The following is a 12,372-nucleotide window of genomic DNA, read 5'->3' as shown; positions in this document are numbered from 1 at the left end:
CGTGGTGCGCAATCATCGCCCGTGCCCACTGACGCCTCCCTCGGCCCCGTCGACGAGATCCCGCTGCCCGGTGGGAACGTCGGCGGGGCCGTCCGCGTCGGTGACACCGTCCGGCGACCGACCGGCCCGTGGACGCCCGCGGTGCACGAGCTGCTGCGGTTTCTCGACGAGGCCGGGCTCCCCCTCATCCCCCGCGTGCTGGGGATCGACGACCGCGGCCGCGAGATCCTCACGTTCCTGCCCGGCCGCGTGCTCGACATCGGCCGGGAGACGCTGACCGACACCCAGATCCGCTCGGCGATGCACTGGCTGCGCGACTTCCACGCGGTGGTGGCCGGCTTCCCCCGGGAGAGCCGGCGGTGGCGGTTCGTCGAGCGCGCGCTCGAACCCGGGGAGATCATCTGCCACCACGACGCCGCGATGTACAACATGGCGTTCGCCGCCGATGAGCTGGCCGGGGTGTTCGACTGGGACGTCGCCGGCCCCGGGATCCCGCTCGACGACGTGGCGATCTTCGCGTGGAACACCGCGGTGCTGTTCCCGGACGCCGACGCGGCGGAGGTCGCCCACGCGCTGCGCACGATCGCGGACGGCTACGGCGGGCTGGACCCGCACGACCTGCTGGACCGCGTGATCGTTCGCATGACCGAATCGGCGAACCGCATCGAGGCCGCGCAGACGGCGGGCGACCCGGGCATGCTCCGGCTGGGCACGGTCGGCGAGCCGGCGAGCACACGCGCGCGGATCGCGGTCCTGGCGGCGCGACTCCCCGAGCTGCACGAGGCACTGTCGACCTAGGGCCGGCGGGCATATTTGCCTGCCGGGACAGCTCGACCGAGCACTAGGGTCGCCGCCGTGACCGACACCGAGCCCGCCCGCCTCGAGGGCGACCACGGGGTGAGGACGGATCGTCGGAGGCGCGCGCTCGCGTGGCTGTGGACCGCCGGGGCGCTCCTCGCGAGCGTGGCGTTGGCCCTGCTGGCGACGCTGCCGCCTGTGCCGCCCGGCGCGGCTGCCGCCTGGGTCGAGGACGGCACGTTCCCGCTCACGTGGGCAGGAGAGCTCCTGTTCTTCGCGACCCTCGCGTGGGGAACCGGCGCCGCCGGTGCCCTAGCCACACGCGGCGCCGGCACGTCGGTGCGCGGCACGATCGCACTCGTCGCTCTGGGCGTCGCACTCGTCGCGTTCGTGGTCGTCCTGCTCGCGCTGGGCCGCCTGGTCTACCCGGTCGTCGCCGGCGACCTCGCCGCAGACACCGTCGTCCTCCTGGCGAGCGTCGTCGTCGGCGCCGTCCATCTGGCCCTGCTCGGTCTCGCGGTCGCGGCGTTCGCCCTGCCCGTGCCGGCGAGGTCCACCCGGGCCCGCCGCACCATCGCTGCCGTCACGATCACGCTGGGTGCGGTGTTCGTCGTGGGGTCGTACCCGTGGCTGCTGCCGACGTGGCTGAACCTCGTGACCGCCGGCGCGGTCGGGTTCTGGGGCGTGCTCGTGGGCGTCGCGATGGCGCGAGACCCCGGTCGCGCCGTCACCTAGACGGCGGGTGCGTCCTCGTCGGCCGCGTCCTTCGCCGCCGGGTCGACGAACGGCGGGTCCGCCGTCCAGGCCGCCGCGAGCAGGACGATGCGCGCGATCAGGTTCACCCACACCAGGAGGGTGACGATGACGGCGACCGACGTGAAGAGCGGGTTCCTGCTCACGCTGCCCGCGACGACGCTGGTCCCCAGGATGCGCACGATGCCGATGCCCGTCGCCGCGATGACCGCCCCCCACCGCAGGTCCCGCCACGGCGGGTTCTCGGCCGCGAGCACCTTGACCAGCAGCAGGAAGATCGCGGCGTCGATGACGAAGGAGACGAGGATGCCGGTGCCGCGCAGGACGACCTTCGTCGAGCCCTCCCAGCCCAGCGCGTCCAGCACCCACGACGCCACGCTGCCGACGGCCGTGGTCACCACGGCCGAGAGGAGGACGGCGAACGCCATGCCGGCGAAGCCGCCGAGCTCGCGGGCCTTGCCCAGCACCACGTTGCCGCCGCCGCCCTGGTCGGAGAACATCGCCCGCACCGCGGTGCGCAGCGCGGCCATCGCCGCGAGCGCGCTGACCAGCAGGACGACGACGGCGACGACGCCGGTGAGGGTGAGCCCGTCGCTCAGCTGCAGGTCGCTCGGGTTGATCATCCCTTCGCGGTCACCGGTGTCGATGAGCCCCGGCAGGGAGGCGTCGATGGCCTCCAGCACCCGCTGACGCAGCGCGTCGTTGTTGCCCAGGACCGCCATGAACACCGTGTACCCGATGGTCAGTGCGGCGAACACCGAGAAGAGGGCCGAGTACGCGATCCCGCCGGTGAGCACGCCGCCTCCGCGCGCACCGAACCGGGCGTTGGCCCGCGCCACGCGCGTGTGCTGCCACCAGGCGAGCAGGGCCTTGGCCCGCTCGATCAGCGACCGCTGCGGACGCTGCTCGACCGGGTCCGGGGAGGCCGCCGAGGCGTGCGCGTGAGCCACTCCCGCGCCGGTCGCAGGTCGGGCCTGGTCCTGCGCGCGGGTTCCGTCGGCTGCCATGGAGCGACCCTAGGTCGCGGCGCTGACCTCGGCATCTGCGGGCGAGCCGGTGAGGCTGAAGTCACGCGACGGCCGCCACACGCCGTCGTCACCGTGCGCGTAGCTGTGGAAGCTGTCCACCACGAAGGTCGCGCCGAAGCCGGCGAGCGCGTCGGACGTCTCGTCGAGGAGGTCGTCCTCGACCTCGTGCGCGACGGTGACGTGCGGGTGGTACCGGAAGTGCGTGTCCTGGGCGAGCACGCCGGAGCGGACACTGCGTTCCAGCCCCACGCACCCGGCCAGCCCTTCGGCCACCTGGACGAACACCACCGGCGAGACCGGTCGGAACGTCCCCGTGCCGCGCAGCTCGACGACGAACGGCGCGTGCTGGCGCGCGACGGCCGCCAGGTGCTCGTCGACCTGTGCGATCTCGTCGGGCTCGACGACCGTCGGACCCAGCAGCGTGATGTGCGGCCGGATGTACTGGGCCCACGGGTCACCGCACCGGGCCCGCGCGGCGTGCAGCACCGAGGCGTACGGCTCCGGGACGGTGATCGCCACGCCGATCCGGACCTGGTCGCCGGATCGTTGCGGCAGCCTCACGCGCCCACCCGCGCGCGGGACCGGCGCGGGAGCAGGCCGCTGCGGTCGTAGAGGCGCTCGAGCGTCGTGCCGGCCAGCTCGCGCGCGCGGTCTGCGCCGTCGGCCAGGACGTCGTCGAGCGTCGCCGGGTCGGACAGGTAGCCGTGCACCCGCGCCTGGAACGGCGTGAGGAAGTCGACCACCACGGCGGCGAGGTCCACCTTGAGATCGCCGTAGCCCTTGTGGGCGTAGTCCGCCTCGAGCGCGGGGATCTCCCGGCCGGTCAGCGCCGAGTAGATGGTCAGCAGGTTGGAGATGCCGGGCTTGTTCTCGGGGTCGAACCGGATCTCGCGCTCGGCGTCGGTGACCGCGGACCTGATCCGCTTGGCCACCACCTTCGGGTCGTCGAGCAGCTCGATCAGACCGTTGGGGCTCTCGGCCGACTTGCTCATCTTGGCCGTGGGGTCCTGCAGGTCGTAGATCTTCGCGGTCGCCTTGACGATGTGCGGCTCGGGCACCACCACGGTGTCGGGACCGAACCGCGCGTTCATCCGCTGAGCGAGGTCCCGCGTGAGCTCGAGGTGCTGGCGCTGGTCCTCCCCCACGGGCACGAGCGTCGTGTCATACAGGAGGATGTCCGCGGCCATGAGGACCGGGTACGTGAAGAGCCCCACCGTGGTGCCCTCGGCGCCGTGCTTGCCGGACTTGTCCTTGAACTGCGTCATCCGGTTGGCCTCGCCGAACCCCGTGTGGCACGAGAGCAACCAGGCGAGCTCGGCGTGCTCGGGCACCTGCGACTGCACGAACAGGATCGACCGCGCCGGGTCCACCCCCGCGGCGAGGTACTGGGCCGCCGTGCGGCGCGTCCGGTCCCGCAGGACCGCCGGGTCGGGGCCCACCGTCAGCGCGTGCAGGTCGACGACGCAGTAGATGGCGTCGTGCTCCTCCTGCAGCGCGACCCACTGGGTCAGAGCGCCCAGGTAGTTGCCCAGCTGGAGGGAGTCGGAGGTGGGCTGCATCCCGGAGAAGATGCGCGACTGCTGGGGCGCCAAGACCATCGGACCATTCTGTCAGGGCGGGAGGGCCCGGCGTGCCAGGCCTCCCGGGGGGAGGGGTGGGGGCTGTCAGGTGGCTTCGTCGTCGTACGGTGCCGCCGCCGGTCCCCGCTCGGCCGCGTGTGCTGCCGCCGCGGCGCCGGTCATGGGGCGGCTGCTGGGCGGGGTCACGCGACGAGGCGGGTCGTCGTCGAGGAGGGCGTCGCGCACGATGCGCCGCGGGTCGTACTTGCGGGGGTCCAGCGCGGCCCAGTCGACGTCGCCGACCTCCTCGCCGAGCTCTTCGTCGACGCGGGACTTGGCGTCCCTCAGGAGCTCACGCCCGCGTCGCACCCACTGCCCGAGCTGCTCGGCATACCCCGGAAGCCGCTCGGGGCCGATGACCAGGGCCGCGACGGCGAGCAGCACCAGCAGCTCACCGCCGTTGATCCCGAACACCGGGCCAGAGTACCCCCGGCCGCTGAGCCCGGACGTCCGTACCGTGGGCCCGCTGTGCGGCTCAGGTGAGCGGGTGGACGGCCGTCCTCACTGCGTGGGCGACTCGTCGAGCCGGACGCGCACGTCGCGCTCGCTCGACCCGCTGCGCACGCGCAGCACGATCGTGTCCCCGGGCGTCCGCGCCCGGATCGCCACGATGAGCTCGTCGGGATCGGTCACCGGACGGCCGTCGATCGCCAGGATGACGTCGCCGGGGTGGATCCCGGCGCGCTCGGCGGGACCGCCGGCCGTGACCGACTCCCGTCCCGCGGTGTCTGCGGTGGAGACCTGCACGCCCTCGCCGCTGTACCGCTGGTCCAGCAGGACGCCGATGATCGGGTACGTCGCGCTGCCCGTCTCGATGAGCTGGCCCGCCGTGCGGCGCACCTGGTTCGAGGGGATGGCGAAGCCGAGCCCGATGCTGCCGCCGACGAGCGACGTGGACCCGGGAGGCTGCGCGATCGCCGAGTTGATGCCGATGACCTCGCCGGCCGCGTTGACCAGGGGGCCACCGGAGTTGCCCGGGTTGATCGCGGCGTCGGTCTGGATCGCGTTGATGAAGGCCGTGTCCTCCGTGTCGGTGGACACGCCCGCCGAGACCGGCCGGTTGAGCGCGCTCACGATGCCGGTGGTCACGGTTCCCGCCAGGCCGAGTGGCGCGCCGACGGCCACGACGGCGTCACCCACGACCACGGTGTCCGAGTCGCCGAGCGCCAGTGGTGTCAGGCCGTCGACGTCGACCTTGAGCACGGCCAGGTCGTAGTCGGACGTGCGCCCGACGATCGACGCCTCCTGCTCGCTGCCGTCGACGAACGTCACGGTGATCGTGGCCGACTCGGAACCGTCGGCCTGCGCGACGACGTGGTTGTTGGTGACCAGGTACCCGTCGGCGCGCAGCACGAAGCCCGAGCCGGTGGAGCTGCCCTCGGCCCCGTCGACCTGGATGGACACGACGCTCGGCAGCACCTGGGCGGCGATGCCCGCCACGGAGTCGGGTGCGCGCTCGATGGTCCCCGAGCCGGCCGGCGTCACCGGCAGGCCGGCGTCCGCCAGGCGGTCGTCCTCGGTCAGCCGGGAGCCGACGATCCCGCCGACCGCTCCCGCCACCAGCGCGAGCACGAGCAGCGGCACCAGCCACGCGACGGAGAGCGACCGCCGCCGGCGCTTACGGCGCACCACCAGGGTGTGGGGCATACCGGGCTGGCCGGGCGCCTGCTCGTCCACGGGCGCGCTCATGGCGAACGGAACGCCCGCCCAGGGCTGCTGCTGACCTGCCGGAGCCTGCGGCATCGGCGGCGCGTACGGGGTCTGCGAGAACGGCGGGACGGAGCCGTGCGGGACCGGCCAGTGCGTGCCCTGGGCCTGCGGCGCGGGCGCGGCGACCGGGGCGCCGGGCGTCATGCCGTCCGTGGCGCTCGGGGTCGGGGGCAGCGCTCGGCGGCCGGAGGGTGAGGCGAAGGGGCTCGGCTGCGGGTCGGTCCGCGCGGTCTCGGCGGCGGGCGCCTCAGCCGGCTCGGGCACCGTGCCTGGCTGGGCATCGTCCGAGGTCGTCATGGCCGTTCGAGCGCTCCTGTCACGGTGTCCCAGCCGCGCGTGATCCGCGCGGGCACGCCGTCGTCGTAGGCGCCGCCGGGGAAGGCTCCCACAAGTGTGACGGCAGAGGGGGACGACTGCGAGCCGACCACCTGGACGACCGTGGCGCCGGACTGCCACACGACGTGCCACGGCTCGTAGGACAGCACGTGCACCTGCCGGCCGCCCACGTCGTCCGTGGGGGCTCCGGCCAGCGCGGTGGTGTCGAGCCGACCCTGCTGCTCGGTCACCACGAGGGACGTGCCGTCGGCGCCGACCACGTCGACCTCGAGCACGCTCGAGTCGTCGCCGGACCAGCGCACGGCCGTCACCGACCAGCCGTCGGGCAGCTCGGAGGGGAAGGTCCACGCGTGCGCGCGCAGCCACGACGCGGTCTGGGGAACGGACTGCTCGAGGTCGTCGACCGCAGGCCGCGCGGCGGCACCGGTCGCCCCGTCGCGCGCGGAGGGGTCAGCGGTGACGGCCTGGCTCAACAGCCCCAGGTCGACGCCGGGGTGCACGGTCGGCACCACGTCGGGCCGCTCGCCCAGGACGAACAGCATCGCCGCCACGGCGCCCAGGCCGGCCATGGACCCGGCGGCGATGCGGACCGACGACCGCCGGTGGTTGACGTCTCCGCGCAGTGACCCGCCCGCACGCCAGCTGCCCGCGCCGAGCCCGCCGCTGGCGACGCCGTAGGAGGCGAGCTCGTCGCGCGACTGGCGCACCGGGGGCGCGAACGGGTCGCCGGTGCACGGGTCCGCGTTCGCGGCCAGCGACAGCAGCCGCGCGGTCAGGTCGGACGTCGGCGCCACCTCGTCGGCGGACGCCAGGGCTCGGCGGGCAGCGCGGGACGCGGCCAGCTCGGCGCAGCACTCGGGGCAGCCGGCGACGTGGGCGAGGGCCTTCTCGGTCTCGACGACCGAGAGCTGCCCGTCGACCAGCGCGCTGATCCGCGACCCGAGGTGGCTCATCCGAGGACCGTCAGGGGTGTGTCGTCGACGGGGACACCGAGGGCCGCCGGAGCGCGGTGCTCGAGCGAGACCCGCAGGCGGGCGCGAGCGCGGTGGATGCGGGAGCGGACGGTACCCAGCTTGATGCCGAGCGTCACCGCGATCTCCTCGTAGGAGAGGCCCTCGATGTCGCACAGCACGACGGCCGCGCGGTACTCGGGAGGCAGGTCGTCGAGCGCCCGCTGGATGTCGAGGTCGAGGTTGCCGTGCTCGAACGCCCGCTCAGGCGCGCCCAGCTGGTCACCCGAGGGGTACCTGTCGGACTCCTCACCCATCGAGTCCATGCGGATGCGCTGGCGCCGGCGGGCCTGGTCGAGGAACAGGTTCGTGGTGATGCGGTGCAGCCAGCCCTCGAACGTGCCGGGCGTATAGGAGTGCAGCGACCGGAACACGCGGACGAAGGTCTCCTGCGTGAGGTCCTCGGCGTCGTACTTGTTGCCCGTGAGCCGGTACGCGAGGCGGTACACCCGCGCGGAGTGGTCGCGGACGATCTCTTCCCACGACGGAGCCTGCCAGACGGCGGGCTGGGTGGTCACGGGTGCGGTCTCCTCAGGGTTCGACATCGTGCCCTCAGTGTCCCAGGTCGACCTGTGGGCCTCGAACGGTAGGAACGCCTCTGGCCGCCCAGAAGTTCCGCCCGTAGCGGACCGCGCGCGCCCCCGCTGCTCCGGACGGGGCGCGACTACGCTGGTGACGACCACCGAACGACCCCGTCGCCCTGCCCCAGGAGGCAACCATCTCCACCGACAAGGCCCAGAGCTGGGTCTACTGCGAGGAGTTCCTGCCCGAGGACGACATCCTGCAGCGCGCCCGTGAGCGCGCCGCGCAGCTCGGGTGCACCCCGGTCCTGCCCGGTGCCGGAGCCGCGCTGAGCGTGCTCGCCGCGGCGGTCGCCGCGCGTGCCGTCGTCGAGATCGGCACCGGTGCCGGTGTGGGCTCGCTGTACCTCCTGCGCGGCATGCCCGCCGACGGCGTGCTCACGACGATCGACCTCGAGGTCGAGCACCAGCGTGCCGCCAAGGAGGCGTTCGTCGAGGAGGGCGTCAAGCCCACCCGGACCCGGACCATCTCGGGACGCGCCCTCGACGTGCTGCCGCGGCTGACCGACGGCGGCTACGACCTCGTGTTCGTCGACGCCGACAAGGGCAGCTACGCCGGGTACGTCGAGCAGGCCGTGCGGCTGCTGCGCCGTGGTGGCGTGCTGGTGGTCGACAACGCGCTGTGGCACGACCGCGTGGCCGACCCCGCGCGGCGCGACGAGACCACGACGACGATCCGCGAGGTGGGCCGGACCGTGCGGGCCGACGACCGGCTGCTCCCGTCGCTGCTGCCCGTGGGCGACGGCCTGCTGGTGGCAGTCAAGCGCTGAGGCGCTCGGCGACCATCACAGCAGGCGGCGCCACGGCCGCGTGCTGACCCCTGTGACCCTGTCACGGACGAACGGTGACAATCCGGACGGTCGCTGCTACGTTCGACGAACCGACCAGTCGGTTTGTTGAAAGGAGGTAGCGGCCCGCCCATCGCCTCACTCGTCCCGGTCGGTTCCCGTGGGGCAGCACCCAGGAGAGGACACACCGTCGTGACATCTCTGACCTCATGGCGTCGCACCGTCGCCACCGCCGCACTGAGCGCCTCGCTCCTCGTCGGGGGCATCGCCAGCCCCGCCGGCGCCGCGGACAACCCGTACCAGCGTGGACCGGAACCGACCCGCGCCAGCATCCAGGCCGCTCGCGGCCCGTTCGCCGTCTCGCAGACCTCGCTCTCCCGGTGGCTCGTCTCCGGGTTCGGCGGCGGCACCATCTACTACCCCTCCGACCAGTCACAGGGCACGTTCGGCGCCGTGGTGGTCGCTCCGGGGTACACGGCCGACCAGTCGAGCATGGCCTGGCTCGGCCCGCGCATCGCCTCGCAGGGTTTCGTCGTGTTCACCATCGACACGTCGTCGCGCTATGACCAGCCCGCATCCCGCGGCGACCAGCTGCTTGCGGCCGCCGACTACCTGACCCAGCGCAGCACGGTCGCCGGCCGGATCGACGCCACCCGCGTCGCTCTCATGGGCCACTCGATGGGCGGCGGGGGGACCCTCGAGGCCGCCAAGGACCGCCCGTCCCTGAAGGCGGTGATCCCGCTGACCCCGTGGAACATCGACAAGACCTGGCCCGAGGTGGTCACACCCGCGCTCGTCATCGGCGCGCAGAACGACTCGGTCGCGGCCGTCACGTCGCACGCGCGACCGTTCTACCAGTCGCTGCCGGCGGCCACGCCGCGCACGTACCTCGAGCTGCGGGGAGCGAGCCACTTCGCGCCCAACACCTCGAACACGACGATCGCCGAGAACTCGATCGCCTGGCTCAAGCGGTTCGTCGACAACGACACCCGCTTCACGCAGTTCCTGTGCCCCGCGCCGTCCGGCACGGCGTTCTCCGCGGTCAGCTCGAGCTGCCCGTTCTGACCGCGAGCGCGTCCCGCACCGGAGACGGTGCGGGACGCGTCAGCGCAGGTCGTCGAGGTAGCGCAGGAGGCGGGCGCCGAAGCCAGTCGCACTCTCGGTGACCTCGTGCTTGTCCGACGTCGCGCGGGCGGGGCCGGCGATGTCGAGGTGCCCCCACCGGGGGAACCCGGGTTCGGAGCTCACCAGTCGCACCCGCCGAGGCGCCTGCTACGCGTGCGTCAGGAAGACGGTGAACTCCGCCCCGAGGTCGGCGTCACCGGCGGCACTCGGCGGCTCCACGTTCCGAACCGTCAAGCCAGCCTGTGATGCGAGCTCGGTGATGGTTCTCAGGGTCTGCCAGTGGATCACCCACTCCCGGTCGACCCGCTCTCGCGGACCGGTGGTGGGGACCCGTTCGTAAGTAACGGCAGTGCGCCGAGTACGCGTTGCCGGGTCGTAGACCTCGGACACGGGGGTGTAGCGCAGGACTGCGCCGGAGTCGTCGACGGCCTCGCGGGCTGCTCCGAGCTGCTCGGCGGGCGTAGGCCCGGCAACCCACAGGGGGACCATCAGGGTGCCGCCTGGCGCGAGGTGGCGGCGGAACGCCTCGAGCGCACGGAGGGCCACCTCGTCATCGGGGAGCAGCTGGAAGGTCGGCCCGGCCAGGTAGATCGACCGGTACTGCCGGCCGAGGTCCATCTGTTCCATCCGCGCCACGTGGAGCCTGACATCCAGCCCTTGCTGTCGGGCCGCCGTCCGCGCCTGCTCGATCATGTCGGGCGAGGAGTCGACGCCGTCGACGTCGAGCCCGTTGCTGACCAGCTCGAGCAGGGGCTGACCGGCGCCGCACCCGACTTCCAGACCAGGCTGCCCGTGCGATCGGACGAACGCGGCGTACGGGGCGGGATCGAACGTCTGGGCCTTGAGTGCCGAGTAGGCCTGAACGACGAGACCGGTGTAGAAGTTCGCGGGATCGGTCATGCGGTGGTACCCCCGTTGGTCGAGCGCATCATCGAGTCAGGGCCAGCCGGTGAGCAGGCCAGAGCGTGTACCGGGATGAGGACGGAGACGTCCTGAGCTCGGTGCACCGGCGCCCGCCGGCCGTGGGCGGCTCAGCGCAGCTGTTCGAGGTACCGCAGCAGGAGGCGGGCGCCGAAGCCGGTCGCGCCCTCGGTGACCTCGTGCTTGTCCGACGTCGCGCGGGCGGGACCAGCGATGTCGAGGTGCGCCCACCGGCGGGATCCCACGAAGTGCCGCAGGAACAGGGCGGCGGTGATCGAGCCGCCACCGATGTGCTTGTCCACCGGGACATGGCGCAGGTCGGCGATCTGCGACTCCACCGCCTCCTCGTACTCCTCGACCAACGGCATGTGCCAGGCGAGCTCGCCGGACGCGTCGCCGGCCGCGGCCAGCGCGGTCGCGAGCTCCTCGTCGGCGCTGTACAGCGCGGCGTGCTGCTTGCCGAGCCCGAGGGTCGCGGCGCCGGTCAGGGTGGCGACGTCGATGAGCACGTCGGGGTCGAGCGTCGCGTCGGCCCAGGCCAGCGCGTCGGCGAGGACGAGGCGACCCTCGGCGTCGGTGTTGGCGATCTCGACGGTGGTGCCGCCCCACATCGTCAGCACGTCACCCGGCCGGTACGAGGCACCACCGAAGTGGTTCTCCGCCAGGGGCAGCACGGCCGTGACCCGGTGCGCGACGCCCGCGGCAGCGGCACCCAGCACGGTGGCCAGCGCGACCGCGGCACCGGTCATGTCGGTCTTCATCGGGACCATGGCCTCGCGCGGCTTGATCGAGAGGCCGCCCGTGTCGAACGTGATGCCCTTGCCGACGACCACGACGTGCCGGCCGCCGGCGGTCGGCGGCGTGTAGGAGACGGTCACCAACCGCGGCGAGGACGCCGATCCGGCGCCCACCGCGAGGATCCCGCCGAAGCCCTCCGCCGCGAGCTCGCGCGGGCTCCGGACGACGACCTCGAGGCCGGCCTTGGTCGCGAGCCGCTTGGCCTGGTCGGCGAGCCAGGCGGGCGTCTTGGTGCTCGCCGGGGTGGCGGCCAGGTCGCGGACCAGCCACGTCGCGGTGGCGGCAGTGCGGCCCTCGGCGACGGCGGCGGTGGCCCGGGTCCCGTCTCGGCCGAGCAGCACGAGCTCGGCCGCATCGCGAGGCGACGAGTCCTGGGTGGCGGACGTCTGCGGCACGTACGCGGCGAGCAGGTAGCCCTCGGCCACGGCTCGGGCGCACGTGGCGGCGGCCGAGTCGTCCTGGTGCGCCTCCGCACCGAGGGTGGTCACGACCCGGCGGAGACCGCGGGTCGACCGCGCGAGTGCGGCACCGGCGCGACGCAGGTCAGCGGGTCGGCCGGAGCCGACGCCCACGAGCACGAGCCTCGGCGGCAGTCCCGACCACGGCAGCGTCACGGAGGACCCGACCGGGCGCGGCAGCTGCAGGACGTAGATCTCCCCGGCCGCACCGCTCAGCCCGGCGCGATCACCGATCTCCGCGAGGTCGACGCCGTAGCGTGCCGCCGCCTCGGCGGTGCCCTGCAGGGGACGCAACGCGTCGTCCCCGTCGCGCGGCGGCGCGACGGGGACGGCGACGGCGTCGGTGGAGCCGTCGGTGAGCAGCGTCGTGGTGGTGATGCTGCCGCCGTCGACCGTCACCGCGGGGGGCGTGCGACCGATCGACGCTCTCGAGCTGGTCCGTGCCAT

Annotated in this window: 14 protein-coding genes; 4 read left to right on the top strand and 10 right to left on the bottom strand. The window is 73.3% G+C overall.

The genetic code is table 11. From position 1 onward, the window contains the following. Positions 1-21: 21 nt before the first annotated feature. Positions 22-798: a phosphotransferase gene (locus tag KG102_RS03645; RefSeq protein ID WP_208290454.1), complete on the top strand. Its 777-nt coding sequence runs from the start codon at positions 22-24 to the stop codon at positions 796-798. A 57-nt stretch (positions 799-855) separates the two neighbouring features. Next, positions 856-1,533: a hypothetical protein gene (locus KG102_RS03640; protein ID WP_208290455.1), complete on the top strand. Its 678-nt coding sequence runs from the start codon at positions 856-858 to the stop codon at positions 1,531-1,533. Here KG102_RS03640 and KG102_RS03635 read toward each other — a convergent pair. The 7 genes from KG102_RS03635 to sigE all read right to left on the bottom strand — a co-directional run bounded on the left by KG102_RS03635 (position 1,530) and on the right by sigE (position 7,799). Continuing rightward, positions 1,530-2,558 carry a YihY/virulence factor BrkB family protein gene (locus KG102_RS03635; RefSeq protein WP_208209842.1) on the bottom strand — a complete coding sequence of 343 codons (1,029 nt, stop codon included), beginning with the start codon at positions 2,556-2,558 and terminating at the stop codon, positions 1,530-1,532. The genes KG102_RS03640 and KG102_RS03635 overlap by 4 nt on opposite strands. 9 nt (positions 2,559-2,567) lie before the next feature. Beyond that, entirely contained in the window at positions 2,568-3,140 is a 573-nt protein-coding gene (locus KG102_RS03630; protein ID WP_208209843.1) for a 2'-5' RNA ligase family protein, read from the bottom strand. Next, positions 3,137-4,177, bottom strand: coding sequence for a tryptophan--tRNA ligase (gene trpS, locus KG102_RS03625; protein ID WP_208209844.1), 1,041 nt, complete (start codon positions 4,175-4,177; stop codon positions 3,137-3,139). The genes KG102_RS03630 and trpS overlap by 4 nt, the downstream gene beginning before the upstream one ends. A gap of 66 nt (positions 4,178-4,243) precedes the next feature. After that, a complete protein-coding gene (locus tag KG102_RS03620; protein ID WP_208290456.1) occupies positions 4,244-4,612 on the bottom strand; it encodes a Sec-independent protein translocase family protein in 369 nt (122 codons plus the stop codon). Between the two features lie 87 nt (positions 4,613-4,699). Beyond that, complete coding sequence (locus KG102_RS03615; RefSeq protein ID WP_249667456.1) at positions 4,700-6,172, bottom strand: S1C family serine protease; 1,473 nt, start codon at positions 6,170-6,172, stop codon at positions 4,700-4,702. A gap of 29 nt (positions 6,173-6,201) precedes the next feature. Beyond that, positions 6,202-7,197 carry a zf-HC2 domain-containing protein gene (locus tag KG102_RS03610; protein WP_208290457.1) on the bottom strand — a complete coding sequence of 332 codons (996 nt, stop codon included), beginning with the start codon at positions 7,195-7,197 and terminating at the stop codon, positions 6,202-6,204. After that, positions 7,194-7,799, bottom strand: a complete 606-nt coding sequence (gene sigE, locus KG102_RS03605) for an RNA polymerase sigma factor SigE (protein ID WP_208209847.1) — start codon at positions 7,797-7,799, stop codon at positions 7,194-7,196. The genes KG102_RS03610 and sigE overlap by 4 nt, the downstream gene beginning before the upstream one ends. 173 nt (positions 7,800-7,972) lie before the next feature. On the opposite strand from sigE, the gene KG102_RS03600 reads away from it, so the two are divergent. Then, positions 7,973-8,605: an O-methyltransferase gene (locus tag KG102_RS03600; RefSeq protein WP_208210926.1), complete on the top strand. Its 633-nt coding sequence runs from the start codon at positions 7,973-7,975 to the stop codon at positions 8,603-8,605. Positions 8,606-8,815: 210 nt separating this feature from the next. After that, on the top strand, positions 8,816-9,688 hold the full coding sequence (locus tag KG102_RS03595) for an alpha/beta hydrolase family protein (protein WP_208209848.1): 873 nt from the start codon (positions 8,816-8,818) through the stop codon (positions 9,686-9,688). A 39-nt stretch (positions 9,689-9,727) separates the two neighbouring features. Here KG102_RS03595 and KG102_RS03590 read toward each other — a convergent pair whose 3' ends face one another. The 3 genes from KG102_RS03590 to KG102_RS03580 all read right to left on the bottom strand — a co-directional run bounded on the left by KG102_RS03590 (position 9,728) and on the right by KG102_RS03580 (position 12,372). After that, a complete protein-coding gene (locus KG102_RS03590; protein WP_208290458.1) occupies positions 9,728-9,871 on the bottom strand; it encodes a hypothetical protein in 144 nt (47 codons plus the stop codon). A 24-nt stretch (positions 9,872-9,895) separates the two neighbouring features. Continuing rightward, a complete protein-coding gene (locus KG102_RS03585; RefSeq protein ID WP_208290459.1) occupies positions 9,896-10,648 on the bottom strand; it encodes a class I SAM-dependent methyltransferase in 753 nt (250 codons plus the stop codon). Positions 10,649-10,779: 131 nt separating this feature from the next. Beyond that, positions 10,780-12,372, bottom strand: a complete 1,593-nt coding sequence (locus KG102_RS03580) for a leucyl aminopeptidase family protein (RefSeq protein ID WP_208290460.1) — start codon at positions 12,370-12,372, stop codon at positions 10,780-10,782.

This window comes from Cellulomonas fengjieae, assembly GCF_018388465.1.
GTDB lineage: Bacteria > Actinomycetota > Actinomycetes > Actinomycetales > Cellulomonadaceae > Cellulomonas > Cellulomonas fengjieae.
Note: the sequence above shows the minus strand (reverse complement) of the source record. Positions and strands in the feature narration are given on the sequence as shown.